The organism is Arthrobacter sp. CJL-S3, from assembly GCF_056711635.1.
In genome coordinates this window covers 4,279,649-4,306,097 of record NZ_CM160046.1, presented here as the reverse complement: position 1 = coordinate 4,306,097, position 26,449 = coordinate 4,279,649, and the positions used below count along the sequence as shown (strand labels likewise).

Here is a 26,449-nt window from a genome sequence, read left to right as displayed (position 1 = left end):
GCAAAACCAAACACCACACCCAACGAAAGGAGGCTGCTGTGCCTGAAGAATTCAACCTTGAGACCTACAACGCGGATCCGCTCACCGAAGACGTGTCCGACGAAGCCACGGAGGCCGCACCGAAGACGGATGCGCGCGCTGTCCCTGCCCTGGACACTGCCGCAGAGTCGCAGGCGGACCTCAGCGCCGAGATGAAAGCCCTCGGCGACGCTTACGCGCAGGCGCTCAAGAACGGCGCCCCGGCGGAGATCCAGCCGCGCCTGGACTACGCACCGTACCGCAGCAGCGTCCTGCGCCACCCCACCAAGGACCTGCACCACGCGGATCCGGAAACCATCGAGCTGTACTCCCCGGCCTTCGGGCACATGGACGTCCACGCGCTCGAAGCGGACCTGACCATCCAGCACAACGGCGAGCCGCTGGGCGAACGCATCATCGTCTCCGGCCGCGTGCTCGACGGCGACGGCCGGCCCGTCGCCGGCCAGCTGGTGGAGATCTGGCAGGCGAACTCCGCCGGCCGCTACATCCACAAGCGGGACCAGCACCCGGCACCGCTGGACCCCAACTTCACCGGCGTCGGCCGCTGCATCACCGGCGCCGACGGCTCCTACAGCTTCACCACAATCAAGCCCGGCGCCTACCCGTGGAAGAACCACCTCAACGCCTGGCGCCCGGCGCACATCCACTTCTCCCTGTTCGGGCAGGAGTTCACCCAGCGGATCGTCACCCAGATGTACTTCCCCGGCGACCAGCTCTTCCCGCTGGACCCGATCTACCAGTCGATTGTCGACCAGGACGCCCGGGACCGGCTGGTGGCCACCTACAACCACGAGCAGACCAAACCCGAGTGGGCCCTGGCGTACAACTGGGACATCGTCCTGACCGGGTCGAAGCGGACCTGGACAGAGAACGAGGCATTGGGCGCGGCAGGAGACGACTATGAATAAGGCCAGCATGAGTAAACTCACCCCGACACCAGGCCAGACCGTGGGCCCCTTCTACGGCTACGCGCTGCCCTACACCAAGGACCGCGAGCTGCTGGCTCCAGGTTCCCCGGGCTCCGTCCGGCTCCAGGGCACCGTCTACGACGGCGCCGGACACCCGATCCCGGACGCGATCCTGGAAATCTGGCAGGCGGACGCCGAGGGGAACGTCCCGCACCACACGGGTTCGCTCGTGCGCGACGGCTACACCTTCACCGGCTTCGGCCGCAGCGCCGTCGGCAACACCGGCGTCTTCACCTTCACCACGGTCAACCCCGGCCCCACCGAGGACGGCGCGGCGCCGTTCATCGCCGTTGCGGTCTTCGCCCGCGGCCTCATGAACCGGCTCTTCACCCGGATCTACCTGCCGGAGAACGCAGAGGCCCTGGCCGCGGATCCGCTGCTGTCCTCGTTGGATCCGGAACGCCGCAAAACCCTGATCGCACGCCGCGACGCCGACGGCGGCCTGAGCTGGGACGTCCGGCTCCAGGGTCCGGGCGAGACGGTGTTCCTCGACTTCGAGGGTGCCTCGAAGTGATCTCTCGTGAAACCAGCGGAGCCACCGGGGGCGACGCCGGCCTGCAGGGCGATTTTGGCCTCCTGAGTCCCGTGGCGGCGTCGCCCTTTGTGGCGGCGCTGACCGGGGACCGGGCCGTGCTGGCCGCCCTGCTCCGGGTCGAGGCCGCCTGGGCCTCGGTCCTGGAACAGGCAGGGCTCGCCCCTGCCGGATCCGCCGCGGTGGTCGCCGCTGCGGCCGAGGTGGGCCGCTATGACGTCGCGGACCTGGCCGTGCGCGCCCAGGACGGCGCCAACCCGGTGATCCCGCTGCTGGCGGATCTCCGCGCCCAGGTCAAGGCCCTCGACGCGGCGGGCGTCGGTGCCGGGAAAGCCGTGCACACCTCGCTGACCAGCCAGGACGTCCTCGACAGTGCGCTTATGCTGCTGTGCAGGGAGGCGGTCCGCGGACTGCTGACCGAGCTCACGGCAACGACCGCGGCACTGGCCGCCCTCGCCGGACAGCATGCGGACACCCTGTGCGTGGGGCGCAGCCTCACCCAGCATTCCCTGCCGTTCAGCTTCGGACTCAAGGCGGCCCAGTGGTTCCACGGACTCGCCGCTGCCGCCCGCCGCCTGGCGGCCCTCGAATTCCCCGTCCAGACCGGGGGAGCGGCCGGAACCCTGGCCGCGGGCACCGTGCTGACGGCGGGCTCAAGCCTCAGCCCCCTGGATCTCTCCGACCGGCTGGCCGCGGAACTTGGACTCGCTGCCGTCCCGGCCCCCTGGCACACGAACCGGCTGGCCGTGACATCCCTCGGTGACGCCCTGACGGCCGTGACCGACGCTGCGGGCAAGATCGCCGCCGACGTGCTGTTCCTCAGCCGGCCGGAGGTCGCCGAGCTCGCCGAGCCGCGCGCAGCCGGCAGGGGAGGGTCCTCTGCCATGCCGCAGAAGCAGAACCCGGTACTCTCCGTGCTGATCCGCAGCGCAGCCCTGCAGGCGCCCGGCCACGCCGCCCAGCTGCACGTTGCCGCCGCCAACTTCAACGATGAACGGCCCGACGGTGCCTGGCACAGCGAATGGCCGGCGCTCCGCCAGCTGCTCCGCCTTGGCCTCGGCGCCGCCGTGCAGCTCCGCGAACTCGCCGAGGGCCTGCAGGTCTTCCCCCAGGCCATGCGCCGGAACCTGGACCTTTCCGGCCCGCTGCTGCTCAGCGAGGCCGTCACGGCCGCCGTCGGACCGCTTTTGGAGGGCAACGCCGCGGGTAAGAACAATGCGGACGGCAGGCAGCGGCTGCAGGCGGTGGTGGACGAGACCCTCCGGGTCCCGGCCGCGGACCAGGCGGCGACCTACCGGCGGCTGCTCCGTGCAGCCGTCCCGGCGGACCTGCTCTCCGACGCCCGGCTGGAGCAGCTGCTCGATCCGGCCAACTACCTCGGCCAGGCCGCCGAAATCTCCCGGCGCATCCTCGCCGCTTACCCGGACTACAGCGTCCGGGTCACCGACGCAGTCGCCGGGTCCCACACCGCATCACCGACCCCCGAGCTGAACGGAGCCTCCCGTGGCTAGACCAACTCTCAAGGCAGTACTGCTGTCGCCCCAGCGCCCGCTGGGCGACAAGCCCCTCCTCGTGGTGGGCCCGTCGCTGGGCACGTCCACGTTGCTGTGGACCCAGGCCGGCGCCCTGCTCGGGGACGACGTCGACGTCGTCGCCTGGGACCTGCCGGGCCACGGCATCTCACCGGCCGCCAAGGAAACCTTCACCGTCGCCGAGCTGGCAGACGCCGTCGTCGACCTGGTGGATTCGATCGCCCCCGGAGCGAGATTCCACTACGCCGGCGTGTCGCTGGGCGGGGCCACCGGCCTGCAGCTTGGCATCAAACACGGCGAACGGCTCAAGAGCCTGTCCGTGCAGTGCACCGGAGCGAAGCTTGGCACGCCCGAGGGCTGGCTGGAACGCGCGGAAACCGTCCGCACGCAGGGAACGCCCGTGATGATCCAAGGCTCGGCGCAGCGCTGGTTCGGCCCCGGTTTCATGGAACGCCAGCCGGAACTCAGCGGCCGGCTGCTGCACAGCCTGCGCGACGCCGACCGGTTCAGCTACGCCTTCTGCTGTGAGGCCCTCGCCGGCTTCGACGTCCGGGACGAGCTTGGCAGCATCAATGTCCCCACCCAGGCCGTCGCCGGCGCCCAGGACAGCGTCGCCCCGCCGTCCTTCGCCGAGGCGATCGTCGAAGGGATCACCGCCGGCGGCGGCACCGCCAGCGCCGTCACCCTCGAAGGGGTGGCACACCTGGCCCCGTTTGAAGCGCCCGGCCACATCGCCGAGCTGCTGCGGAGCCTCATCACCTGGACCGAATCCAGCGGAGCAGCCAAGTGACCGGCGCAGATCTCAGCGGCGCACTGCGGAACGGCGTCGTCCAGCCGGAGGCCACCAGCCGGGAAATCTACGACGGCGGAATGGCCGTCCGGCGCGAGGTGCTCGGAGCCGAGCACGTCGACCGAGCCAACGCCGCCAAGGATTCCTTCACCGAGGACTTCCAGGACATGATCACCCGGATCGCCTGGGGCGGCATCTGGACCCGGCCGGGCCTGACCCGGCAGATGCGCTCCGCGGTCACCATCACCGCGATGGTGGCCCACGGCCACTGGGAAGAACTGGCCATGCACCTCCGCGCCGCCGTCACCAACGGCCTGAGCCGGGACGAGATCAAGGAAATCCTGCTGCAGACCGCCATCTACTGCGGGGTGCCCTCCGCCAACACCGCCTTCAAGACCGCCCAGCAAGTCTTTGCCGAGCTGGACGCAGCCACCCCTCCCAACTAGCTGGCAGCTTGGGCCGTTTTGAGCCCTCAGAACGGCCTTATCTGCTACCTAGTCGGGATTCTCAGACGGAAATTAGAGGAATCATGAATCACGCTTTTCTGTACGACGCCGTGCGGACCCCGTTTGGGAAGTTCGGCGGCGGGCTCGCCGGAGTCCGCCCGGATGACCTGGCCGCGCATGTGATCGGTGAGGCCGTGAAGCGCGCGCCGGGCCTCGACGTCGAGCGCATCGACGAGGTCGTGTTCGGCAACGCCAACGGCGCGGGCGAGGAAAACCGCAACATCGCCCGGATGGGAACCCTGCTCGCGGGCCTGCCGGTCTCGATCCCCGGCACCACCGTCAACCGGCTCTGCGGGTCCTCGCTGGACGCGGCGATCATCGCGTCCCGGCAGATCAACACCGGCGACGCGGAGCTGATGCTGGTCGGCGGTGCCGAGTCGATGTCCCGTGCGCCGTGGGTGCTGCCCAAGACCGAGAAGCCCTACCCGGCCGGGGACATGACCCTGGTTTCCACCACGCTGGGCTGGCGGCTGGTGAACAAGGCCATGCGCCCGGACTGGACGGTGTCCCTGGGCGAGGCCACCGAACGGCTGGCGGAGAAGTACGGGATCACCCGGGACGCGCAGGATGAGTTCTCCGCCAACTCCCACAACCTCGCCGCCGCGGCCTGGGACGAGGGCTTCTACGACCGGCTCGTCGCGCCGGTGCCGGGCACGGACCTGGTCCGGGACGAGGGCATCCGGCCCGGGTCCTCCGCCGGCAAGCTCGCCGGGCTCAAGACCGTGTTCCGCACCGAGGGCGGCACCGTCACCGCCGGGAACGCCTCCCCGCTCTCCGACGGCGCCTCCGCGGCCTGGCTCGGGTCCGAGAACGCCGCCGGGATCCTGGGGCTGGACCCGCTGGCCCGCATCGCCGGCCGCGGCGCGCACGCGAACGACCCGCAGTACTTCGGCTACGCCCCCGTGGAGGCCGCGAACAAGGCCCTCGCCAAGGCCGGCATCGGCTGGGACCAGGTCGGCGCCGTCGAACTCAACGAGGCCTTCGCCGCGCAGTCCCTGGCCTGCGTCAACGCCTGGGGCATCGACCCCGGAATCGTGAACCGGCACGGCGGCGCGATCGCCATGGGCCACCCCCTCGGCGCGTCCGGCGGCCGCATCCTCGGCACCCTGGCACGGTCCCTGCAGGCCTCCGGTGAACGCTGGGGCGTCGCCGCGATCTGCATCGGCGTCGGCCAGGGCCTCGCCGTCGTCCTCGAAAACATGACCGTTGCCGGAACCAACACTGGAAAGGCGTAAGCGAATGCTGAACTTTGTAGACACTGTCGGCGAGGCCGTCGCCAGCATCAGGGACGGCTCCACCGTCATGATCGGCGGCTTCGGCAACGCCGGCCAGCCGTTCGAACTCATCGACGCGCTGATGGACTGCGGCGCCACCGGCCTCACCGTGGTCAACAACAACGCAGGCCAGGGCGACCAAGGCCTGGCGCTGCTGATCAAGGAAGGCCGGGTGAAGAAGATGATCTGCTCCTTCCCGCGGCAGTCCGACTCCTGGCACTTCGACGCCAAGTTCCGCGCCGGCGAGATCGAGCTCGAACTGGTCCCGCAGGGCAACCTCGCCGAGCGGATCCGCGCCGCGGGCGCCGGGATCGGCGGTTTCTTCACCCCCACCGGCTACGGCACCATGCTGGCCGAAGGCAAGGAAACCCGCATCCTCGACGGCCGCGGGCAGGTCTTTGAGACCCCCATCCACGCCGATGTCGCGCTCATCAAGGCCCTCAAGGCCGACGGCAAGGGCAATCTCGTCTACCGCAAGACCGCCCGGAACTTCGGCCCGATCATGGCCGCCGCGGCCAAGCACACGATCGTCCAGGTCTCCGAGATCGTTCCCACGGGGGGCCTGGACCCGGAGATCATCGTGACCCCGGGAATCTACGTCAACAGCATCGTCCGTGTGGCCGCAGCCGCAGGCAAGACAGAAAGCGTGGCCTGAGATGAGCGTCCAGTCCAATGACCAAACGGCAAGCCGCGCCGGCATCCGGACCTCCGAGAAGCCCCTGGGCCGCGATGACCTGGCCCGCCTGGTGGCCCGGGACATCAAGCCCGGCTCCTTCGTGAACCTGGGCATCGGCCAGCCCACCCTGGTCTCCAACTACCTTCAGCCGGAGCAGAACATCACGCTCCACACCGAGAACGGCATGCTGGGCATGGGGCCCGAAGCCACCGGGGACCAGATCGACGGCGACCTCATCAACGCCGGCAAGATCCCGGTGACCGAACTCCCCGGCGCCTCCTACTTCCACCACGCCGACTCCTTCGCGATCATGCGCGGCGGGCACCTGGACATCTGCGTGCTCGGGGCGTTCCAGGTGTCCGCGACCGGCGATCTCGCCAACTGGCACACCGGCGCCCCCGACGCGATCCCGGCCGTCGGCGGGGCCATGGACCTCGCCACCGGCGCCAAGGATGTCTTCGTCATGATGACCCTCCTGACCCGCGAGGGGATCTGCAAACTCGTCGAGACCTGCAGCTACCCGCTCACCGGCATCGGCTGCGTGACCCGCGTGTACACGGACAAGGCCGTCTTCCTGACCGGACCCGACGGCGTGCAGGTCCGGGAAACCTTCGGCTGCACGCTCGAGGAGCTGCAGGACATGGTTCCGGTACCGCTGAGGTCCGCGTCCGCCGCTGGAAGCTGAGCATCCGCTCGCACGGATAAAGTGGTGCGGGACCGAGAGGCATGGAAATGATTGACGCAGCAAAGGGCGCCATGGCCGGCGGCGCGCCGGCGGCCAGTGACCAGTACGTGCAGTCGCTGGCCCGGGGGCTGGCGGTGATCCGCGCCTTCGACACGGACCATCCGAAGATGACGCTGACGGAGGTGGCCGCCCGGACGGACCTCACCCGGGCCACGGCGCGGCGGTTCCTGTACACGCTCGTGGAGTTGGGCTATGTCCGCACCGACGGCAAGATCTTCGCGCTGACCGCCAAGGTGCTGCAGCTCGGCTACGCCTACCTGTCAGGGCTGTCGCTGCCGCAGCTCGCCCAGCCCCACCTCGAGGAGCTGTCGCTGCAGCTGGGGGAGTCGACGTCGGCCGCTGTGCTGGAAGGGACGGACATCGCCTACATCGCCCGGGTCGCGACGCGCCGGATCATGACCGTCGGCATCACCGTCGGCACCCGCTTTCCGGCGTATGCCACCTCGATGGGCAGGGTATTGCTGGCGGCGCTGCCGCCCGACCAGCTGGAGGACTACCTTGCCAGCACTGAGATCCGGCCCCTGACCCCGCTGGCCATCGGCACGCGCGAGGGACTGCTCGCCGAACTTGCCACCGTGAGGGAGCAGGGCTGGTGCCTGCTCAACCAGGAACTCGAGCTCGGGCTGATGTCCGTTGCCGCGCCCGTCCACGACGGCCCCAAGGTGGTCGCCGCCATCAACGTGTCATTGCAGGCCCAGTCGGTCGCGAGCCGGCCGGACCCGGCGGCCTACCTGGACTCCGTGCGGGCGGCCACGGTGGCCACCGCCGAAGTCATTTCCGCGGACCTGTCCTCCGGACGTTAGGGGAGCTCAGCTGGACGGGTCCGCAGCCGGTGCGGTGGAGACCGTGATGGTGACGCCGGCCTCGTCGTCGCGGATCTTCAGATGCAGGTCTTTGCCCACAAGGCAGGCATGAATGTCCTCGCTGTCCGCCGGGGCGATCTGCTCCGCCAGCCGCGTAACCGCCCGCGCCATGGCCCGGCCCCAGTCGTGGGGATCGGTGCTGGACGCTTCGGCCTCGGCCGAGTAGTTCTCCTGTGGTTCGGACATGTACTCCCGCTTCCCGCCCCTGGAGTGCTGCCTGTCAGGCTGATCCGGACAGGCAGCCGGCCCAAAAATCGCTTGGGACGGCATGCTCCAGTACTTGAGCATGGCCAGTCTAGTGACTCCGGCGCGCGGACGTCCACGCCTCGCGCCCCGGCTGCGGAAGTTACGTGCGGAATCCCGCTAGGATTTCAAACCGGGACACACTACGCCCCCTAGCCTCCGAAGGATGCCATGCCAGAGAACAATTCCGCGCCTGACAGCACCCCACAGGTTAGGCGCGCAGCCGTAGTCATCAACCCCGCCAAATCCGTTGGTTCGTCGCTCCAGGGCGCAATCCTCCGGCTGTGCGAAACGCAGGGATGGGCCGAGCCGCTCTGGCTCGAAACAACCGTCGAAGACCCGGGCGCCGGGCAGGCGCGCCAGGCCCTGGAGGCCGGGGTCGACGTCGTGATTGCCGCGGGCGGAGACGGCACCGTCCGTTGCGTCGCCGAGGTGCTCGCCGGCACCGGAACACCCATGGGCCTGGTGCCGCTGGGAACCGGAAACCTCCTGGCCCGCAACCTCGGCATCGACATCACCGACCCCGTCTCGGCCTGCTACGACGTGCTCAACGGCAGCGAAACGGCCATCGACGTCGTCAAGGCGCGGCTGAACCACTCCGACGAGGAACAGATATTCCTGGTGATGGCCGGACTCGGCTACGACGCCGCGATCATGGCCGACACTGTCGATGTGCTCAAGGACCGGATGGGCTGGCTCGCGTACGTGGAGGCGGGCATCCGTAAACTCCCCGGCAAACCGGTCAAAGCCAGGATCAGCGTCGACGGCGGCGAACCCGTCCGCCGCAGGATCCGCAGTGTCATGATCGGTAACTGCGGCCGGATCATGGGCGGAGTCGAGATTTTCCCGGACGCCAAGGTCGACGACGGAGTGCTGGACCTGCTGGTCCTGGCCCCGCGGGGCCGGCTCGGCTGGCTGGGGGTTGTTGCCGGAATTTTCGGCCGGAACAAGCGGGAGACCGAATCAGTGGAGTACTTCCAGGGGAAATCCGCCGAGATCACCCTGGAGCACGAGCAGGAATTCCAGCTGGACGGTGACCACCTCGGCACCGGAACGCATCTCGCCGTGGCCGTCGAGCGTGACTCCCTGAAGATCCTGATGACTACGTAGACCCCCTCCACCGGCATTCTGCGCGCTACCTGCCTGCCAATATTCCGGTATCAGCGCGGGACGGCCATGTCCGGGTAGTGAGTACTACCCGGACATGGCTTTTTGTGTCTGGTTCGCAAAGGCGAGTAGAGACCACTCGTGACCGAAGTATCCCCACCAACTTTGATTGGCTCAGGCATCAAACGATGCAGCCAATTGCCTTTGGAGGGAGTCGCCATGGCACGCTGGTTCGCTGTCGCCCAGGATGTTCGGCCTCAGGACCGAACATCCTTAATTTGTGCGGATGACCGGTCCGCCGGTCCGCGGCCCACTGGCCCTGGCGGGTGCCGGTGACGCCGCGGTCCGAGGGCCTGCCGCACGGACTGGCCCTCCGAACCCCCGGATACACCGCCGGCCGCCCTGCGGGGACGGCGGCCGACCTCGCGTACGCGCCCCACGCCCTGCACACGTCCCAGACCGGCCACAGCGCCCCCTCACCCTTCGCCCCGCCGCGGCATGCCGGGCCTCCCGCTGTGGACGCGGCGGGGCTGAGCGCTGCCGCGCCCGCGCCCGCCGCGGCGCCGGCACGGCTCTCCGGCCGGGAATGGGCGCGGTTCCTGCGCCGCCTGCTGCGGGGCACAGATGCCGTGCTGGTCCTCGTCTGCGTCATCGCCGGGTTCCTGGTCCCTTTCGACGGCGGCCAGCGCTTCACCGGCACGCTCGCTGACCTTAACGCGGCCGCCATCGGCGGAGTCCTCGGCGTGATGTGGATTGCGGCCCTTGGCCTCTACCGCACCCGGGATACAAAGATCCTGGGGGCCGGGACCAGTGAATACAAGCGTGTTGCTGCCGCCAGCGGCGCGGTCTTCGGGCTGCTCGCCGTCGGCCTGGTGGCATTCCGCGTCCAGCCGGCGTCGGCGTTCTACTTGGTCTCCCTGCCGCTGGGACTCACCCTGCTGCCGGTCAGCCGGTGGCTTGCCCGCCGCTGGTACAACGCGCGGCAGGCGCAGGGACAGTACCTTGTCAAGGCGATCGTCATCGGCCAGGCCGAGGATGTGCGCTACGTGATCAAGCGGATCGCCCGGAAGTCCGGCGCGGTCTACGAGATCCTTGGCGTATCGTTGCCCGGCGGGCGGCGGGGGACGTCGTTCGACGTCGACGGCCGGCGGGTGCCTGTTCTGTCCTCCACGGATGACGTGGTCCGGACGGTTGGCCGCTGCGGGGCGGAAGCGGTCATCGTGGCCGGCCCGGTCCCCGGCGGAAACCAGTACATCCGCGAACTGGGCTGGGGTCTGGAAGAGCACCAGGCGGAACTGGTGCTGGCCTCGTCCCTGACCAACGTTGCGGGGCCCCGGATCCACTGGCGCCCGGTGGAAGGGCTGCCGTTGATGCACGTGGATGTGCCCCGGTACAGCGGTGCCAAGCACGCTTTCAAGCGGCTGCTGGACATTGCGGTGGCCGCTGCTGCCCTGGTCCTGCTCTCGCCCCTCTTCCTCGTCCTGGCGGTCATCGTCAAGCGCGACAGCCCGGGACCGGTCTTGTTCCGGCAGGAGCGGGTGGGCAAAGCAGGTCAGCCATTCCGGATGCTCAAGTTCCGCTCAATGGTCACGGACGCCGAAACCGCGCTGGCAGGTCTCGGGGCGCAGAACGACGGCGCCGGCCTTCTCTTCAAAATGCACAACGATCCCCGGGTCACCCGCTGCGGACGCTGGATGCGCCGTTACTCGCTGGACGAACTGCCGCAGTTCTGGAACGTCCTGTGCGGCGAGATGAGCCTGGTCGGGCCCCGGCCGCCGTTGCAGCGCGAGGTGGGCGGCTACGAGCGGCACACGCACCGCCGGCTGCTGATCAAACCGGGGATCACCGGGCTGTGGCAGGTCAACGGCCGTTCGGACCTGCCGTGGGATGAGGCCGTGCGGCTGGATCTCTACTACGTCGAAAACTGGTCGATCATGGGCGACGTCATCATCATATGGCGCACCTTCAGGGCTATGTGCGTGCCTGCCGGCGCGTACTGACTGAGTGAGGAAACACAATGAATGAAACACGTTCGGGGTACTCCCGCGGCCTGATGCGGGCAGCGGTCATCGGTGCGGGCTATTGGGGGCCCAACCTGGCGCGAAACTTCGCAGCCAGTCCCGACTGGGAGCTGGCCGGAATCGTCGACCTGGACCAGCCGCGGGCCGCTAAGCTCGCCGCGGCCCAGGGCGGGGTTCCCGTCTTCCGGTCCATCGACGAGTTGCTGGACACGGCCGACGTCGACGCCGTCGCGATTGCGACGCCGGCCCACACCCACCACGGCATCGCCCTGACGGCGCTGAAGGCCGGGAAGCATGTGCTGGTCGAAAAGCCCCTCGCCGACAGCCGGATCAAGGGGCTGGAGATGGTCGAGGAAGCGGAGGAGCGGGGGCTGGTCCTGATGGCGGACCATACCTACTGCTACACCCCGGCCGTCCTGAAAATCCGGGAACTGATCGCCGACGGGTCGCTCGGCGACATCCTGTTCATCGATTCGGTCCGGATCAATCTGGGGCTGGTGCAGCCGGACGTCGATGTTTTCTGGGACCTTGCCCCGCACGACCTGTCGATCCTCGACTTCATCCTGCCGGAGGGGCTGCGGCCGGTGGAAGTCGCCGCGCACGGCGCGGATCCCCTGGGTACCGGCCATGCCTGCGTCGGGCACCTGACGTTCGCGCTGCCCAACGACGCCATGGCCCATGTCCACGTCAACTGGCTCAGTCCGACCAAGATCCGCCAGCTGGTGGTCGGCGGCTCCCGGCGCACCCTGGTCTGGGATGACTTGAATCCCCAACAGCGGCTCAGCGTCTACGACCGCGGAGTCAGCCTGGAGCGCCAGTCCCGGTCCTCGGCGGACCGGAAGGCCTCGGCCATCTCCTACCGGCTGGGGGACACCTGGTCACCGGCGCTGCCCGAACACGAGGCGCTGGGCCAGATGGTCGCCGAATTCGCCAACAGTATCCGGCAGCAGCGCCCTGCCCGGACCAGCGGCTCGTCCGGACTGCGGGTGCTGTCCGTGCTGGAGGCTGTCAGTGACAGCCTCAGCGCGGACGGTAAAGCCAGCATTGTCGTCGGCAACGAAGCGAAGCTGGGGGCCAGCCGATGAGCACACTGCAGGGCGCCCAGGTCCTGGTCACCGGCGGAGCGGGAACCATCGGGTCCACGGTCGTGGACCACTTGCTCAACGCCGGCGCCGGCAGGATTGACGTGCTGGACAACCTGGTCCGCGGCCGGCGGGCCAACCTCGATCCGGCGATCGCGAGCGGCCGCGTGCACCTCATCGAAGGGGATCTGCGCGACCGGGACCTCGTCCACGACCTGAGCCGGGGCAAGGACATCGTCTTCCACCAGGCCGCCATCCGGATCACCCAGTGCGCCGAGGAACCCCGGCTGGCCCTCGAAGTGCTGGTCGACGGGACCTTCAACGTGCTCGAAGCCGCGTCCACCCAGCGGGTCGGCAAGCTCGTGGCGGCCTCCAGCGCCTCGGTTTACGGCATGGCGGAGACCTTCCCGACATCGGAACGCCATCACCATCACAACAACGACACGTTCTACGGCGCCGCCAAGTCCTTCAACGAGTCCATGGCCCGCAGCTTCCGTGCGATGTCCGGACTCGACTATGTGCTGCTGCGTTATTTCAACGTGTACGGGCCCCGGATGGACGTCCATGGGCTCTACACCGAGGTCCTGGTCCGCTGGATGGAACGAATCGAGGACGGGCTGCCGCCGCTGATCTTCGGCGACGGACAGCAGACCATGGACTTCGTCCATACCCGGGACGTGGCCCGGGCCAACATCCTGGCCGCGGGCAGCGGGGTGGACGAGGGTGTGTACAACGTCGCCAGCGGTAGTGAGACCAGCCTGCTGGAACTGGCTGAGGCGCTGTTGCGGGCCATGGATTCGGAGCTGCACGTGGAGCACGGCCCCGAGCGGGCCGTCAACGGCGTCGTCCGGCGCCAGGCGGACACCGCCGCGGCCCTCCGCGATCTGGGATTCAGAGCCGAAACCGGGCTCGAAGACGGACTGCGGGAACTGGTGGACTGGTGGCGGCCGCTGCGCGTTGAAATTGCGGATGCCAGGGTCGGAGGTGCGCGGTGACGGTCAGCCAGGACCGGGCCCTGAGCCGGATCAACGTCATGAAGCCGTGGCTCGGGACCGAGGAGGCCGAGGCCGTCGCCGAAGTGATCGCCTCCGGCTGGGTGGCGCAGGGGCCCCGCGTGGCTCGTTTCGAGGAAGCGTTCGCCGGCACGCAGCAGGCCGGTTACGCCGTCGCCGTCTCCAACTGCACGACCGCCCTGCATCTGGCCTTGAAAGTGGCCGGCATCGGGCCGCGCGACGACGTCGTGGTTCCTTCCCTGTCCTTCATCGCGACCGCCAACGCGGTCACTTATGTGGGCGCCAGGCCGGTGTTCGCCGACGTCGAGCCGGACACCGGAAACGTGTCCGTGCGGACACTCGCCGCCGCCCTGACCCCGGCCACCCGCGCGGTGATCGTCGTCGACCAGGGCGGCATGCCGGTCGATCTGGTTCCGATCCGGGCTCTCTGCGACGGACTGGGCATCACCGTCGTCGAGGATGCGGCCTGCGCGGCAGGCTCCACGTACCACGGCCGGCCGGTGGGAGCGGGCGCGGAGCTCGCCGCCTGGTCATTCCATCCCCGCAAGATCCTCACCACCGGGGAAGGCGGGATGCTCACCACCTCTAACGCGGCCTGGGCGGACCGCGCCCGGAAGCTCCGCGAACACGCCATGAGCGTCTCCGCGAACGACCGGCACACCACAGTCCTCGCGCCGCCTGAGGAGTACGGGGAAATCGGATTCAACTACCGGATGACGGACATGCAGGCCGCCGTCGGGCTCGTCCAATTGGGCCGGCTGGCGGAGGCCGTCACCCGGCGCCGGACCATTGTCGCCGCCTACCGGGAGGCGCTCTCCGGGGTAGCGGGGCTGCGCTTTAGCCAAGACCCCCCGTACGGCACCAGCAATTTCCAGTCCTTCTGGTTCGAAGTCCTGCCGGATTTCGCCCTCGGGCGCGAGGAACTGCTCGAGCGGCTGGCCAGTGACGGGATATCCGCCCGCCGGGGCATCATGGCCGCGCACCGTCAGCCCGCCTACGCCGGCCTGAACACCGGCCGGGCGGACCTGTCCGTGACGGAGCGGCTCACGGACCACACCGTGATTCTTCCGGTCTACCACCAGCTGACCCCGGACGAGCAGTCCCGGGTCATCGACTCAATCCTGAAGGCTGCGGGGAATTCCCATGACTGAGTTACTGCTGATCGGCGCCAGCGGCCTTGCCCGCGAGGTGCTTGCCTGCGTCCGCGAGAACGGACAATTCGACGTGGTCGGAATCCTCGACGATGACGAATCCCAGGTCGGGTCAGCCCTGGACGGCGCACCCATCATGGGTCCGGCCAGCCACGTCCTCCGTTACCCCGAGGCGCGGGTGGTCGTCTGCATCGGTGCGGGGAAGGGGCGCGAGCGCGTTGTCGCCAGACTCGCCGGGCTCGGTTTCCCGAGCCACCGCTTCGCGACGGTGATCGACCCTTCCGTGCGGGTTCCGTACTGCTGCGACGTCGGTCCCGGGAGCATCCTGCTGGGCAACGTCACGCTGACCGCCGGGATCACAGTCGGGAGCCATGTCGTGATGATGCCCGGAGTGACGCTTACCCACGACGACGTTGTGGAGGACTTCGCCACCCTGGCCGCCGGCGTTTCGCTGGGCGGCGGCGTCAGGATCGGGCGCGCGGCCTACCTGGGCATGAACTCCTGTGTGCGGGAAGGCACGAGGGTGGGGGCCGGAACCAGGGTCGGCATGGGAGCCGCCGTCTTGGGCGATGTTCCCGACGGAGAGACCTGGGCCGGAGTTCCGGCGCGGGTGCTGGAACCCGCAGCGACCGCAGCGGGTGGTGTGCGGTGACCCCGGCCCGGAATGTAGGCATTTCCGTCCCTTTCGTTGATCTGGGCGCCCAGCAGGACGAGATAGCCGCTGAAGTCGAGACTGGGCTGAAGGATGTCTTCGCCCGGACCTCCTTCATCGGAGGCCCGGCCGTGGCCGAATTTGAGCAGGCCTACGCCCGGTTTCTCGGTACCCGGAATTGCGTCGGGGTGGCCAACGGCACGGACGCCCTGGAACTGGCACTCCGTGCCTCCGGCATCACGGCCGGAGCGGAGGTCATCCTCCCCGCCAACACATTCATCGCTACCGCCGAGGCAGTCAGCCGGATCGGCGCCGTGCCGGTGCTCGTCGACGTCGACCCGGACTACCTGCTGATCGATCCGGAGCGGGTGGCGGAGGCGGTGACGGCCCGGACCCGGGCCATCATGCCGGTCCACCTGTTCGGGCAGACGGCCTTCGTCGAGCGCCTGGCCCCGGTTGCGGCAGCCTGCGGCGCCGTAATTGTCGAAGACGCCGCCCAATCCCAGGGCGCTGCCCGCCATGGCCGCCTCGCCGGCACGCTGGGACTGGCCGCGGGCACGAGCTTCTATCCAGGCAAGAACCTCGGCGCCGCCGGGGATGCCGGAGCTGTCATGACGGATGACGACGACGTCGCAGCCCGGGTCCGCATGCTCGGCGCGCACGGCAGCGAACGGAAATACCAGCACGACGCGGTCGGCATGAACTCGCGCCTCGACACCATACAGGCGGTGGTGCTCAACGCGAAGCTGCGCCGGCTGGCCCTGTGGAACGACCGACGGCGGACGGCCGCGGCGCGCTATGAGGAACTGCTGGCGGACCTGCCCGGCGTCGAGCTTCCCCGCACGGCCCCGGGGAACCTCGATGTCTGGCACCTGTACGTCATCCGAGTGCCAGAACGGGACCGCGTGCTGGCTGCCCTGACCGAGGCGGGTATCGGCGCCGGCATCCACTACCCGGTTCCGGTGCACCTCAGCCGCGCCTATCGGGGTCTGGGCCTCGGTCCCGGGTCCTTCCCGGTCACTGAGCGGGCGGCCGGCGGGATGCTGTCGCTGCCGCTCTTCCCCCACATCAGCGAGGCGCAGCAGCAATATGTGGCGGACCGGTTGCAGGCAGCCCTGGGACAGCCGTGAAAACCCCGGCAGGTCCGCGATGAACGCGAAGGAGCGCCGGGGGATCCTGCTCACCGCCCTGGCCGTTTACCTGATTGGCCTCGCGGTGGTCGGCGACTGGCCGACGCCGGTGGACCGCCCGCTGGCGGGTCTGCTGAAAGATCTCATCGACGCTGTGCGGGGTTACCCCCTGACAGCCGGCATCACCTACATGCACGTCGAGGGGGCGGCCAACGTCCTCCTCTTTGTTCCTCTGGGGCTGATGGTGGCCCTGCTCCTGCCGGTCCGCCGGTGGTGGCTGGCAGGGGTCGCGGGCGCGCTGATCTCAGCCGCAATCGAAACCGTCCAGTACCTTGCATTGAGCCAGCGCCAGGCAAGTCTGGGGGACGTCGTGAACAACACCCTTGGTGCCGTACTGGGTGCCGTGGCCGTTCGGGTAGTCAGAAGACGCCCGGCGCAAGTGTGAGCGCCGGACCGGCACAGACCCCGTTTACAGGAGGAGCGTCATGAAAAACATCGCCGACACCGCGGACGTGGCAGACACCGCCGCCATTGGAGAGGGAACGAGGATCTGGCACCTCGCACAGGTTCGCGAGGACGCCACAGTGGGCAGCAACTGCAATATCGGCCGCGGCGCATATGTGGGCCCTGGCGTCGTTCTGGGCAACAACTGCAAATTGCAGAACTACGCCCTCGTCTATGAGCCTGCCTGCTTGGCCGACGGCGTCTTCGTCGGCCCCGCGGCCGTCCTTACCAATGACCTGCACCCCCGGGCGATCACGCCGGACGGGACGCTCAAGGATGCGGATGATTGGGTCGCTGTCGGCGTCACGGTCGGCAAGGGGGCGTCCATCGGAGCCGGCGCCGTTTGTATCGCTCCGGCGTCCATCGGCGAGTGGGCAACGGTGGCTGCCGGAGCGGTGGTGACGCGGGACGTGGCGGCGTACGCCATCGTGGTGGGAGTCCCGGCGAGGCAGGCGGGCTGGGTGGGAGAGGCCGGACACCCGCTGAAGCAGGACGGCGGAGGCTGGCTGTGCCCGGCCAGCGGCCGGAGGTATGTCGAAATCAGCGGGCAATTAACGCCAGCGGTCACGGACTGAGGAGGTCCCCCAGCCTGTCACCGGCCGGTGGCCGGGCTGTGCGCGAGGATCTCGGCGAGCTCGGCCAGCCGGTGCGCCCGGGCGGACTCCGCCGGAGTGAACGGTTCGCCGGGGCGGACAAAGGTGATGGGACCGTGCCAGGCGGTCGGGATCCTCAGCACGGTGCCGTCCGGGACCTGGGCCGGGGCCGGGCCCGCGTTGTCCGAGGCAGCCGGCGCCTTCTGGGAGGCAGCCGCCGTGCCCGTATCCGGCCTGGCCTCGATCCGTGCGCGGAGCAGTTCAGCGACCGCCAGCGGCAGCTCCGCCGGGTTGGCCGCGATCCTGGCCGCGAGGCTCAGCGCCCCGGTCTGCCCGTCAGCCATGGCCAGCGCCGTGGTGGGCCAGACATGCGGGTCGTTGCCGCCGCCATCGCGCAGGGCCTTCAGGAGCTCCGCCTCGCCCAGCTCGCCGGGCGCGGAGAGCACAAATTCATCCAGCACGCCGCCGTCGACCGGGTGCACATGGATGCTCAGGATGTTGGTGTCCAGCCTGGCCAGCGACTGCGTGAGTTTCTGCAGTGACCCCGGCCGGTCCTTCAGTACGGTGCGGGCCCGCCACAGGGCCGGTGCGGCCCCAGCCGGCGGCGGTGCCGCAGGGCCGGGGCATGCAGCCAGCGCCGCAGCATCCGCGCCGCGGATGGTTCCGCGACCCAGATGACCAGGACGGTGGCGGTCAGGGTGAGGACCAGTACCTTCGCCACGTAGGAAAGGTGAGTCCCCACCACCGCGGCATGCACGGCCAGCTCGATCGGCAGCATGACAGCGACGTTGGCCAGGGTCAGCCGGGTCTTGGTCGGTTCGGGCATCTGGCCGCAGACTTCGCAGCTCAGTTCGGCGGCGGCCGGGTCCTGTGTTCCGCCGTGATTCTTGCCACGGGCTGAGTGCTTCATGGGTCCCATGATGTCCGGCGGCTGTTACAGGCCTATTGCCGGCCGGTGACGATTCCGCTCAGACTAGCGGCCGCGCCTGCTGGCCGTCTCGAGGGTCTGCTCCACAGTGCGCCCGCCGGCCTGCCCGCCCGGGCGGTCAAGGTCCGGTTCGCCGTCCCGCTCCAGAGTGGGGCCGGACGTCCGCCCGTGTTCCGCGCTGGCGAGCTGGGCCAGCAGGTCACGGATCTCGGCCAGCAGCGCGGTGTCCGCCGGGAGCGGCTTCTCTTCCGGCTCCGCTGTGGCGAGGCGCTTCTTGACCAGATGGTTGATCCGGTTCATCGGCGCCACGAAAATGAAGTACACGACGGCGGCCGTGATCATAAACGTGACGAACGCCGTGATGACGGCGCCGAAGTTGACGAAGGTCTTCTCGTTCCCAGGCCAGATGGGGAAGCCCAGCCCGTTGGTCTCAACCCCGCCTGCTGCCGCGATGATCGGGTTCACGATGTTCGAGGTAAACGCGCCGACCAGGGCGGTGAAAGCGGTGCCGACAACGACGGCGATGGACAGTTCGATCACGTTGCCGCGCAGGATGAAGTCCTTGAATCCTTTGAGCATGGGTCCTCCGGTGTGACTTGATGTGGTTCTGTGTGCCGTGTCCCGGGCGCGGGGAACAACCGCTAGACGCTATCACTTCCGCGGCCAGGCCTCCGGATGTGTCTCACGTCAGGCCTCCGGTTTCGTCTCGCGCCCGCGGCCCGGCCGGCACGCAGCAGCACCTCGGGACACGGCACCGGGCCTAAGGTCCCTGTCCATGGCCCGGCCGGACCCCGAGGCTAGGCTGGACACAACAAAGCGGCGGGGGATGCTGGTGGAAGTAGTACAGACACAAACGAGGGACGTGCTGGATGTCAGCGGACTGGTCAGGCGCTACGGGGAGCTGACCGCCGTCGACGGTGTTTCCTTCCACATCCGCACCGGGGAAACCTACGGGCTGCTGGGACCCAACGGCGCCGGTAAGACCACCATCATCTCCATGGTCGCGGGCCTGATCCCCGCCAACGGGGGAACCGTCCGTGTGGCGGGCCGGGCCATGACCCCGTCCGAGACGGAAGCCAAGCGCACGATCGGCCTGGTCCCGCAGGAACTGGCCATCTACCCCGACCTGACCGCGCGGGAGAACCTGAAGTTCTTCGGCCGGCTGCAGGGGCTCCGCGGCAGGGAGCTGACCCAGCGCACCAACGAGGTGCTGGAGCTGATCGGCCTGAGCGACCGTGCCGGTGACCTGACCAAGAAGTACTCAGGCGGCATGAAACGCCGGCTGAACATCGGCATCGGCCTGCTCCACCGCCCCACCCTGTTGATCCTGGACGAACCGACAGTCGGGGTGGATCCGCAGTCCCGCAACGCCATCCTCGAATCGGTGGAAAGGCTCTCCGTCGAAGGCATGGCGGTGCTCTACACCACGCACTACATGGAGGAGGCCGAGCGGCTCTGCGACCGGATTGCGATCATTGACGAGGGCCGGATCCAGGCCGAGGGCACCCAGGACGAACTGATCACGCTCACCGGCGGTGTGGACCGGATCAACCTGCGCGGCGGCGGCAGCATGTCCCGGGCCGCGGAGGCCCTGCGCGGGCTGCCGGCCGTGCAGCACGTCGACAACGACGGGGCCGGGCTTATCCTCACCGTCAGCGACGGACCCACCGCACTCGCAGGGATCGTGACCGGAGCCGGGCACGCCGGAATGTCCGTCACGTCGGTCGAGATTGTCCGGCCCGACCTGGAGTCCGTGTTCCTGCACCTGACCGGCAAAGCGCTGAGGGACTGAGATGCGCGGTCTGTGGACCATGGTCGCGAATGACCTGCGCCAGCGCATCCGGGACAAGTCCGTCTTCATCTTCTCCCTCATCGTCCCGCTCGCGCTCATGGGCGTGTTGAGTCTGGTGTTCGGCGGACTCGGTGAGGACACCGTTGACCTGCAGCCGGCCACCGTCGTCGCCAGCGCGGACGACGCCGACCAGCTGGGTGCCGCTCTGCTCGGCGCCGTTGATTCACTCGAGATCATGGACGTCACCATCAAGCGGGTCCCCGCCGCGGACGTCCGGCACGAGACCCAGTCCGGCGGCGCCGACCTCGGCATCATCATTCCCGAGGGCTTCAGCAACGCGGTGCTCTCCGGACAGGCAGCGTCGGTCCAGCTGGTCGAGGGTGACAACGCCTCGCTGGAATCCGGCGTGCTGATCTCCGTGGTCCAGGGGGTCGTGGACCAGTTCGCCGCCGGCACGGTGGCCGCCGCCGCCGGCGGCCTTTCCGGGCTGCCGCCCCAGGATCTCGCGGCGCTTGCCCGGCAGGCCGCGGCCGGACCGGCCCTGCTCACCCTGACCGAGGGGCAGGCCGCCGCCGAACAACTCTCGCTCCGCGGCACGCTTGTGGCGGGCCAGGCCGGGCTGTTTCTGATGTTCACCGTCGGATTCGGTGTGCTGGGGCTGCTCGCGGAGCGGGAACAGGGCACCCTGGCCCGGCTGCGGTCGATGCCGATCACCGGCGGCGCCGTGATCACGGCCAAGGCCTGCACCGGCTTCATCCTGGGCGTCGTTGCCACCGCCGTCCTGCTCACCGCCGGCTCCCAGCTGTTCGGCGTGTCCTTCGGCTCCCCAACCGTGGTGGCCGCGCTGATTCTGAGCGTCGTGACGGCCGCGACCAGCTTGACGTTCGTCGTGGCCCGGCTGGTCCGGACGGCGGAGCAGGCCAACGTGGCGCAGTCCATCCTGGCGATGGTGCTGGGGATCGCGGGCGGCGCCTTCTTCCCGGTCCAGGGCACCGGTTTCGCCGCCACGCTGCTGGACCTCAACCCGATCGGCGCGTTCATCCGGGGTCTCGGGATCTCCGCCGGGGGCGGAAGCCTCGGGGACGTGACGGGGCCGGTCGCGGTTATGCTGGCGTTCGCCGCGGCCGGGCTGCTCCTTTCGCGCCTCCTCCCGGACCGGGGGGCGCAGGCATGAGCGCCATGGTCGCGATCGCCACCGTGGAACTGCGGCGCTTTCTGCGGGACAAGTCGAACCTCTTCTTCGTCTTCATTTTTCCGCTCATGCTCATTCTGCTGTTCGGTTCGCAATTCGGGGCTGGCAGCGGCCAGCCCCGGGTGACCATCGCCGGACCCGGCAGCACGCTCACCCAGGCCCTGACCGCGGAGCTCGAGTCCGCCGGCGTCGACGTCACGGCAAGCGGTGAGGACGCGGCCAGGGCGGACCTCAGCCGCGGCCGCACCGACGTCGGCGTGTTCCTCGACGACGCCGACGCTGCCGCTTTCGACGCCGGCCAGGCCCAGCTCGCCGTGGTGATGGCCTCGCAGTCCTCCGCCCAGGCCGTGCTCCAGCAGGTCCGCACGGCCGTGCAGGCCGTGGGCCTGGACCGGAGCCAGCTCGCTGCCCTGACCGGCGCCGGAATCCCCGAGGAGCAGGCCCGCCCGGCCCTGGACCAGGCCGCCGCGCAGGTGGCGGCGCCGACAGTGCAGATCGTGGACACCGGCGACGTCGTGCAGGAGTTCCGGGGACTGGGGAAGTTCGATCTCGGCGCCTCGCAGCAGCTGTTGCTCTTTGTCTTCCTCAGCTCACTCACCGGTGCGGCCACGCTGATCCAGGCGCGGCGGTTCGGTGTCGTGGGCCGGGTCATGTCCGCTCCTGTGTCCAGCGGCCGGGTCGTGGCCGGGCAGGCGCTGGGACGCTTCGCCATCGCCTTCGTCCAGGGCGGGTTCATCATGGTCGGCACCGCGCTGCTGTTCGGCGTCGACTGGGGCAATCTGTGGCTCTCGGCCCTTGTGCTGGTCCTCTTCTGCGCCGTCTCGGCCGCAGCCGCGATGATGGTCGGCTCGGTGATGGACAACGACACCGCCGCCGCCGGCGTGGGTGTGGGCGCCGGACTCGTGCTGGCGGGCCTGGGCGGCTGCATGGTGCCGCCCGAGTTCTTCCCGGAAACGCTGGCCGCGGTCTCGTTCGCCACGCCGCACCGCTGGGCCTACGAGGCGTTAGCGACCATCCAGCGCCACGACGGCACCCTGGGTGACGTCCTGCCCGAGCTGGGCGTGCTGGCCGGCATGGCCGCGGCACTGCTCGTGCTGGGCGCCTGGCTCCTGCGGCGAAGCCTCAACCGGGCCCTCTAGCGCTGCGCGCACCCCCGGGCCGGCGGGGCGCCGGCGGCGTAGAGTGGACGCAGGATCCATTCAACGGAAGTGACGGCGATGGCTAATTCGGGCACCGGGGACTCCGTGGTGGACCGCGTGGTCCGGGTGATCTCGGCGTTCCCCGAGGGCGTCACCGTGCTGCCCCTCTCCGAGCTCGCGGACCGGGCCGGACTGCCGCTGAGTACGGCCCACCGGCTGGTCCGGCAGCTGGCCGGGCACGGACTCCTGGAACTGGGCAGCGGGGGATCCGTCCGGCTGGGCCTGCGCCTGTGGGAGCTGGTCAACCGGAATTCGCCCACCCTGGCCCTCCGCCAGGCGGCCATGCCCTTTATGGAGGACATCCAGCAGGTGCTGAACCAGAACGTGAACCTGGCCGTGCTGGAGGGCTGGGAGGCGCTGTTCGTCGAGCGGCTCTCCCGCCGCGGCTCTGTGGCGAACCGGGCCCAGATCGCCGGACGGATGCCGGTGCACGTGTCCTCCGCCGGGCTGGCACTGATGGCCAACCAGCCGGCGCCGGTCCAGGCGGACTATCTTCACCAGTTCCACGATCCGGCCGGCAAGGTCCGGCGGGAGGAACTCCGCACCCTGCTCCAGGGGACGGCCGCCCACGGATTTGCGCAGCTGGCCGGCGTCGTGGACCCGGACACCTGGGGGATTGCCGTCCCCGTGCGGGACGCGCGGAACCGCGCCGTGGCGGCGCTCGGCGTCGTCGTACCCCTGCGCGAGATGCGGCTTCAGGCGCTGGTTCCGGCCCTGCAGACGGCTGCCCGCGGGATCGGCCGGCAGCTGCCGGGAGCGGCGGCGTCACCCGCCTTCCATTCAACGGAATCCTTGTAACGCCCATCACGTGCCCGGGCGCACACTGGAGCCAGAGAACCCACACGGCCCCCGACGCCCACCAGTCCGGGCCCCGCAACGAAGCGAGGACACCATGGCAAACCGCAAAGTCATCACCACCCAGGTCGCCATCATGGGCGCCGGACCGGCAGGGCTGATGCTCTCCCACCTGCTGGCCAAACAGGGAATCGAATCCACCGTGATCGAGATCCGCAGCCACCGGGAAATCTCGGAAACCGTCCGCGCGGGCATCCTGGAACACGGCTCCGTGAACATGCTGGTGGACAGCGGCGTCTCGGACCGGGTGCTGCGCGACGGCGACCGGCACGACGGGATCGAGCTGCGCTTCAACGGCGAAAGCCACCGGATCGACTTCCAGGACCTCGTCGGCGAGTCGGTCTGGCTCTACCCCCAGACGGATGTCTTCCTCGATCTCGCCGCCCGGCGCCAGGCCGACGGCGGCGACGTCCGCTACAGCGTCACCGACACGACCATCCATGACCTCGAAGGAACGCCGAAGGTCTGGTTCACCGACGCCGACGGCGTGGAATGGGAGCTGCAGGCGGACTTCATCGCCGGCGCGGACGGCTCGCGCAGCCACAGCCGATTCCAGATCCCGGAAGCCCGGCGCACGTGGTACTTCCATGAGTACCCGTTCGCCTGGTTCGGGATCCTGGCCGAAGCCCCGCGCAGCTCCGACGAACTGATCTACGCCAACTCCGAGAACGGCTTCGCGCTGATCAGCCAGCGGACCGAAACCGTCCAGCGGATGTACTTCCAGTGCGACCCGCACGAGGACGTCAACGACTGGAGCGAGGACCGGATCTGGGACGCGTTCCGCAGCCGGGTCAACGGCAACGGCTTCGAGCTCAAGGAGGGGCCGGTCATCGACAAGACGGTCCTGAAGTTCCGCAGCTTCGTGCACGCCCCGATGCGGCACGGCAAGCTGTTCCTCGCCGGCGACGCCGCCCACACCGTCCCGCCGACCGGCGCCAAGGGCCTGAACCTGGCACTGCACGACGTCAAGGTGCTCTTTGAAGGCCTCGACAGCTTCTACAAGACCGGGAACACCGTGCTTCTGGACGCCTACAGCGACCGCGCCCTGGACCGGGTCTGGAAGGCCCAGCAGTTCTCCTACTGGATGACGTCCATGCTGCACACCCCGGTCGATGCCGACGACTTCGCCCGCGCCCGCCAGCTCGGCGAGCTGAACTCGGTGGTATCCTCCCGCCACGGCCGGGCCTACCTCGCCGAGGCCTACACCGGCTGGCCGGGCGCGCACTAGCACCGGCCGCACTCTCACACCGGACGCCCTCCGACGCCGGCGCCCGGAGGGCTAGGGGACGCGCACCGACTCGGCCGGCGCCGCTTCGACGAGGACCGGCGTCGTGCTCCCCTTGCCACCCGTGTCACCCGTGCCTGCCCTCCCGGCTTTGGCGGACTTCCGGCCCGCCCGGCCGTAGACCAGATACATCGTCACACCCGTGATGACCATCAGCAGCACCGTGTAGACAAAGGTGTTGGAGACCCCGTCGACACCCTCGGCGCCGTCGGTGTTGGCCTTGATCACCAGGCCCAGGGGCTGGTACAGCGGATGGGCCAGGAAGATGGCGGTGTCGTAGTCGTCGAGCATGCTGTTGAAGTTGAGCGCCGTGATCGCCGCGGCTGCCGGCAGGACGATCGGCAGCAGGATCCGGCGGAACACGTACAGCGTCTTGGCGCCCATGATGTTGGCGGCCTCCTCGAGCGAGGAGTTGACCGAGGTGAAGGAGGCCTTGAGCATCCGCAGGGTGAACGGGATCTTGACGGTCACGAAGGCGATGAGCAGGATCACCGTGGTCCCGGTCAGGACGGCGCCGCCCACCAACGGGTTCGGATGGTCGTAGCTGAGGATCAGGCCCAGGGCGAGCAGGGCGGAGGGGAGGATCCACGGGATGTGGAGGAGGTACTCCACCACCGACGTCACCCAGTTGCGGTATTTCTGCAGGAGCCGGGCCACGAAGAGCAGGCCTCCGACGGCGATCAGCGCGGCCAGCGCGCTGTAGACGATGCTGATGATGAACGGCCGCAGGCCCGAGGGCTGGGTGAGGACCCGGATGTAGTTGTCGAAGGTCAGGCTCCCCGGCAGCAGCTGGCCGGTCTGGATCGCGGCTCCGTCGGCAAAGGAGAACACCACGATCAGCACCACGGGCAGCGTGTAGACGGCGAACAGCAGGTACGCGGCGGTGTGGACGAGGGCGTTGGCCACGGGGTTGCGGATCTGCTGCTTCTGCAGCCCGGAGGAGACTTTTGACACCGAGAAGTACGTTCCGCCCTTCTCCAGCCGGGTCATGACCGCCAGCATCAGGATGGTGGCCACACCGAGGATCACGGCCAGCAGGGCGGCGAGGTCCCTCGACGTCGGGCTGTTGCTGAAGGTGAGGATCATTGGCGTGATGGTCTGGAACTCCCGGCCGCCGAGGACCTGCGGGGCGCTGAGGGCCCCGAGGCCGGTCAGGAACGAGAGGACGGTGACGGCGAAGAGCGTCGGTTTGAGCATCGGCAGGACGATCCGCCGGAGGATGGTCCAGGTGGAGGCCCCCATGTTCCGGGCCGCCTCGATGGTCTGGTAATCCACACCCTTCAGCGCGTTGGTGACGAACAGCATGTGGTTCGTCGTGGTGGCGAACGTCATGACGGCCAGGACGGCAAAGAAACCGGAAAACCATCCGGGATCCATGCCGGGAAACAGCCCCACCAGGAAACCGGTCACGATGCCCTTGTCCCCGTAGATGAACTTGTAGCCGGCCGCCAACACAATGCCGCCGTAGATGAAGGTGGTGGCGTAACCGAGAAACAGGACCCTGGAGCCGCGGATCCTGAAGTACTGGGTCACCAGCACAATGAAGATTCCCACCACGTTGACCGTGATGGACAGGGCGACCGCGAGCAGGAAACTGTTGCCGAGGGATTTCATGGCCCGCTGGGAGGAGAAGAGCTTCTCGGCGGCGCGCCCGGAGAAGCTGCCATTGGGGAAGAAGGTCTGGATCAGCACATTGGCATTGGGCCAGACGAGAAAAGCCGCAATGAACCAGGTCAGCACGACCCCGACGATCAGGACAGCGGGGGAGCGGAGCATG

Annotated in this window: 26 protein-coding genes and 1 pseudogene; 23 read left to right on the top strand and 4 right to left on the bottom strand. The window is 68.8% G+C overall.

Going from position 1 to position 26,449, the window contains the following annotated elements; translation table 11 throughout:
- Positions 1–38 precede the first annotated feature (38 nt).
- From pcaH to AC06G6_RS19755, 9 genes are all read left to right on the top strand, one after another.
- A complete protein-coding gene (gene pcaH, locus AC06G6_RS19795) occupies positions 39–947 on the top strand; it encodes a protocatechuate 3,4-dioxygenase subunit beta (protein WP_479824996.1) in 909 nt (302 codons plus the stop codon).
- Positions 948–954: 7 nt separating this feature from the next.
- A complete protein-coding gene (gene pcaG, locus AC06G6_RS19790) occupies positions 955–1,521 on the top strand; it encodes a protocatechuate 3,4-dioxygenase subunit alpha (RefSeq protein WP_479824994.1) in 567 nt (188 codons plus the stop codon).
- The gene (locus tag AC06G6_RS19785; RefSeq protein ID WP_479824992.1) at positions 1,518–3,050 is read left to right on the top strand and encodes a lyase family protein; all 1,533 of its coding nucleotides are present in this window, start codon (positions 1,518–1,520) and stop codon (positions 3,048–3,050) included. The genes pcaG and AC06G6_RS19785 overlap by 4 nt, the downstream gene beginning before the upstream one ends.
- Positions 3,043–3,861 (top strand): alpha/beta fold hydrolase, encoded by an 819-nt coding sequence (locus tag AC06G6_RS19780; RefSeq protein ID WP_479824990.1) that lies wholly within the window; start codon positions 3,043–3,045, stop codon positions 3,859–3,861. Before AC06G6_RS19785 ends, AC06G6_RS19780 begins: the two co-directional genes overlap by 8 nt.
- Positions 3,858–4,307 (top strand): 4-carboxymuconolactone decarboxylase, encoded by a 450-nt coding sequence (pcaC, locus tag AC06G6_RS19775; protein WP_479824988.1) that lies wholly within the window; start codon positions 3,858–3,860, stop codon positions 4,305–4,307. The genes AC06G6_RS19780 and pcaC overlap by 4 nt, the downstream gene beginning before the upstream one ends.
- A gap of 83 nt (positions 4,308–4,390) precedes the next feature.
- On the top strand, positions 4,391–5,602 hold the full coding sequence (locus AC06G6_RS19770; RefSeq protein ID WP_479824986.1) for a thiolase family protein: 1,212 nt from the start codon (positions 4,391–4,393) through the stop codon (positions 5,600–5,602).
- Positions 5,603–5,606: 4 nt separating this feature from the next.
- On the top strand, positions 5,607–6,296 hold the full coding sequence (locus tag AC06G6_RS19765) for a 3-oxoacid CoA-transferase subunit A (RefSeq protein WP_479824984.1): 690 nt from the start codon (positions 5,607–5,609) through the stop codon (positions 6,294–6,296).
- 1 nt (position 6,297) lies between these two features.
- On the top strand, positions 6,298–7,002 hold the full coding sequence (locus tag AC06G6_RS19760; RefSeq protein WP_479824982.1) for a 3-oxoacid CoA-transferase subunit B: 705 nt from the start codon (positions 6,298–6,300) through the stop codon (positions 7,000–7,002).
- A gap of 47 nt (positions 7,003–7,049) precedes the next feature.
- Complete coding sequence (locus tag AC06G6_RS19755) at positions 7,050–7,865, top strand: IclR family transcriptional regulator domain-containing protein (protein ID WP_479824980.1); 816 nt, start codon at positions 7,050–7,052, stop codon at positions 7,863–7,865.
- Between the two features lie 6 nt (positions 7,866–7,871).
- Here AC06G6_RS19755 and AC06G6_RS19750 read toward each other — a convergent pair whose 3' ends face one another.
- A complete protein-coding gene (locus tag AC06G6_RS19750) occupies positions 7,872–8,111 on the bottom strand; it encodes a hypothetical protein (RefSeq protein WP_479824978.1) in 240 nt (79 codons plus the stop codon).
- A 228-nt stretch (positions 8,112–8,339) separates the two neighbouring features.
- Between AC06G6_RS19750 and AC06G6_RS19745 the strand changes: the two genes are divergently transcribed.
- The 9 genes from AC06G6_RS19745 to AC06G6_RS19705 all read left to right on the top strand — a co-directional run bounded on the left by AC06G6_RS19745 (position 8,340) and on the right by AC06G6_RS19705 (position 17,403).
- Complete coding sequence (locus AC06G6_RS19745; protein WP_479824976.1) at positions 8,340–9,278, top strand: diacylglycerol/lipid kinase family protein; 939 nt, start codon at positions 8,340–8,342, stop codon at positions 9,276–9,278.
- A gap of 329 nt (positions 9,279–9,607) precedes the next feature.
- Positions 9,608–11,275, top strand: a complete 1,668-nt coding sequence (locus AC06G6_RS19740) for a sugar transferase (RefSeq protein WP_479824974.1) — start codon at positions 9,608–9,610, stop codon at positions 11,273–11,275.
- Between the two features lie 17 nt (positions 11,276–11,292).
- Entirely contained in the window at positions 11,293–12,381 is a 1,089-nt protein-coding gene (locus AC06G6_RS19735) for a Gfo/Idh/MocA family protein (protein ID WP_479824972.1), read from the top strand.
- Entirely contained in the window at positions 12,378–13,373 is a 996-nt protein-coding gene (locus tag AC06G6_RS19730; protein ID WP_479824970.1) for an NAD-dependent epimerase/dehydratase family protein, read from the top strand. Before AC06G6_RS19735 ends, AC06G6_RS19730 begins: the two co-directional genes overlap by 4 nt.
- Entirely contained in the window at positions 13,370–14,542 is a 1,173-nt protein-coding gene (locus AC06G6_RS19725; RefSeq protein ID WP_479824968.1) for a DegT/DnrJ/EryC1/StrS family aminotransferase, read from the top strand. Before AC06G6_RS19730 ends, AC06G6_RS19725 begins: the two co-directional genes overlap by 4 nt.
- On the top strand, positions 14,535–15,194 hold the full coding sequence (locus AC06G6_RS19720; RefSeq protein ID WP_479824966.1) for an acetyltransferase: 660 nt from the start codon (positions 14,535–14,537) through the stop codon (positions 15,192–15,194). The genes AC06G6_RS19725 and AC06G6_RS19720 overlap by 8 nt, the downstream gene beginning before the upstream one ends.
- Positions 15,191–16,324, top strand: coding sequence for a DegT/DnrJ/EryC1/StrS family aminotransferase (locus AC06G6_RS19715; protein ID WP_479824964.1), 1,134 nt, complete (start codon positions 15,191–15,193; stop codon positions 16,322–16,324). Before AC06G6_RS19720 ends, AC06G6_RS19715 begins: the two co-directional genes overlap by 4 nt.
- 19 nt (positions 16,325–16,343) lie before the next feature.
- Positions 16,344–16,769 (top strand): VanZ family protein, encoded by a 426-nt coding sequence (locus AC06G6_RS19710; RefSeq protein ID WP_479824962.1) that lies wholly within the window; start codon positions 16,344–16,346, stop codon positions 16,767–16,769.
- 40 nt (positions 16,770–16,809) lie between these two features.
- The gene (locus tag AC06G6_RS19705; protein ID WP_479824960.1) at positions 16,810–17,403 is read left to right on the top strand and encodes an acyltransferase; all 594 of its coding nucleotides are present in this window, start codon (positions 16,810–16,812) and stop codon (positions 17,401–17,403) included.
- A 17-nt stretch (positions 17,404–17,420) separates the two neighbouring features.
- Here the strand turns inward: AC06G6_RS19705 and AC06G6_RS19700 are convergent.
- Both AC06G6_RS19700 and mscL read right to left on the bottom strand, forming a co-directional pair.
- A pseudogene (locus AC06G6_RS19700) lies at positions 17,421–18,331 on the bottom strand (ACT domain-containing protein).
- 63 nt (positions 18,332–18,394) lie between these two features.
- Positions 18,395–18,928, bottom strand: coding sequence for a large conductance mechanosensitive channel protein MscL (gene mscL / locus AC06G6_RS19695; RefSeq protein ID WP_479824958.1), 534 nt, complete (start codon positions 18,926–18,928; stop codon positions 18,395–18,397).
- Positions 18,929–19,175: 247 nt separating this feature from the next.
- Between mscL and AC06G6_RS19690 the strand changes: the two genes are divergently transcribed.
- The 5 genes from AC06G6_RS19690 to AC06G6_RS19670 all read left to right on the top strand — a co-directional run bounded on the left by AC06G6_RS19690 (position 19,176) and on the right by AC06G6_RS19670 (position 24,615).
- Positions 19,176–20,141, top strand: coding sequence for an ABC transporter ATP-binding protein (locus AC06G6_RS19690; RefSeq protein ID WP_479828777.1), 966 nt, complete (start codon positions 19,176–19,178; stop codon positions 20,139–20,141).
- A gap of 1 nt (position 20,142) precedes the next feature.
- Entirely contained in the window at positions 20,143–21,315 is a 1,173-nt protein-coding gene (locus AC06G6_RS19685) for an ABC transporter permease (protein ID WP_479824956.1), read from the top strand.
- Positions 21,312–22,472 carry an ABC transporter permease gene (locus tag AC06G6_RS19680; protein WP_479824954.1) on the top strand — a complete coding sequence of 387 codons (1,161 nt, stop codon included), beginning with the start codon at positions 21,312–21,314 and terminating at the stop codon, positions 22,470–22,472. Before AC06G6_RS19685 ends, AC06G6_RS19680 begins: the two co-directional genes overlap by 4 nt.
- Positions 22,473–22,550: 78 nt before the next feature.
- On the top strand, positions 22,551–23,330 hold the full coding sequence (locus tag AC06G6_RS19675; protein ID WP_479824952.1) for an IclR family transcriptional regulator: 780 nt from the start codon (positions 22,551–22,553) through the stop codon (positions 23,328–23,330).
- 94 nt (positions 23,331–23,424) lie between these two features.
- The gene (locus AC06G6_RS19670) at positions 23,425–24,615 is read left to right on the top strand and encodes a 4-hydroxybenzoate 3-monooxygenase (RefSeq protein WP_479824950.1); all 1,191 of its coding nucleotides are present in this window, start codon (positions 23,425–23,427) and stop codon (positions 24,613–24,615) included.
- A gap of 51 nt (positions 24,616–24,666) precedes the next feature.
- On the opposite strand, the gene AC06G6_RS19665 is transcribed toward AC06G6_RS19670, so the two are convergent.
- Positions 24,667–26,448, bottom strand: a complete 1,782-nt coding sequence (locus AC06G6_RS19665; protein WP_479824948.1) for an ABC transporter permease — start codon at positions 26,446–26,448, stop codon at positions 24,667–24,669.
- Position 26,449 lies beyond the last annotated feature (1 nt).

Coding starts and splice junctions, on each gene's coding strand:
- pcaG (WP_479824994.1), top strand. CDS start 955: ATGAGTAAACTCACCCCGACACCAGGCCAGACCGTGGGCCCCTTCTAC.
- AC06G6_RS19770 (WP_479824986.1), top strand. CDS start 4,391: ATGAATCACGCTTTTCTGTACGACGCCGTGCGGACCCCGTTTGGGAAG.
- AC06G6_RS19765 (WP_479824984.1), top strand. CDS start 5,607: ATGCTGAACTTTGTAGACACTGTCGGCGAGGCCGTCGCCAGCATCAGG.
- AC06G6_RS19760 (WP_479824982.1), top strand. CDS start 6,298: ATGAGCGTCCAGTCCAATGACCAAACGGCAAGCCGCGCCGGCATCCGG.
- AC06G6_RS19755 (WP_479824980.1), top strand. CDS start 7,050: ATGATTGACGCAGCAAAGGGCGCCATGGCCGGCGGCGCGCCGGCGGCC.
- AC06G6_RS19750 (WP_479824978.1), bottom strand. CDS start 8,111: ATGTCCGAACCACAGGAGAACTACTCGGCCGAGGCCGAAGCGTCCAGC.
- AC06G6_RS19745 (WP_479824976.1), top strand. CDS start 8,340: ATGCCAGAGAACAATTCCGCGCCTGACAGCACCCCACAGGTTAGGCGC.
- AC06G6_RS19735 (WP_479824972.1), top strand. CDS start 11,293: ATGAATGAAACACGTTCGGGGTACTCCCGCGGCCTGATGCGGGCAGCG.
- AC06G6_RS19730 (WP_479824970.1), top strand. CDS start 12,378: ATGAGCACACTGCAGGGCGCCCAGGTCCTGGTCACCGGCGGAGCGGGA.
- AC06G6_RS19720 (WP_479824966.1), top strand. CDS start 14,535: ATGACTGAGTTACTGCTGATCGGCGCCAGCGGCCTTGCCCGCGAGGTG.
- AC06G6_RS19710 (WP_479824962.1), top strand. CDS start 16,344: ATGAACGCGAAGGAGCGCCGGGGGATCCTGCTCACCGCCCTGGCCGTT.
- AC06G6_RS19705 (WP_479824960.1), top strand. CDS start 16,810: ATGAAAAACATCGCCGACACCGCGGACGTGGCAGACACCGCCGCCATT.
- mscL (WP_479824958.1), bottom strand. CDS start 18,928: ATGCTCAAAGGATTCAAGGACTTCATCCTGCGCGGCAACGTGATCGAA.
- AC06G6_RS19690 (WP_479828777.1), top strand. CDS start 19,176: ATGCTGGTGGAAGTAGTACAGACACAAACGAGGGACGTGCTGGATGTC.
- AC06G6_RS19685 (WP_479824956.1), top strand. CDS start 20,143: ATGCGCGGTCTGTGGACCATGGTCGCGAATGACCTGCGCCAGCGCATC.
- AC06G6_RS19680 (WP_479824954.1), top strand. CDS start 21,312: ATGAGCGCCATGGTCGCGATCGCCACCGTGGAACTGCGGCGCTTTCTG.
- AC06G6_RS19675 (WP_479824952.1), top strand. CDS start 22,551: ATGGCTAATTCGGGCACCGGGGACTCCGTGGTGGACCGCGTGGTCCGG.
- AC06G6_RS19670 (WP_479824950.1), top strand. CDS start 23,425: ATGGCAAACCGCAAAGTCATCACCACCCAGGTCGCCATCATGGGCGCC.
- AC06G6_RS19665 (WP_479824948.1), bottom strand. CDS start 26,448: ATGCTCCGCTCCCCCGCTGTCCTGATCGTCGGGGTCGTGCTGACCTGG.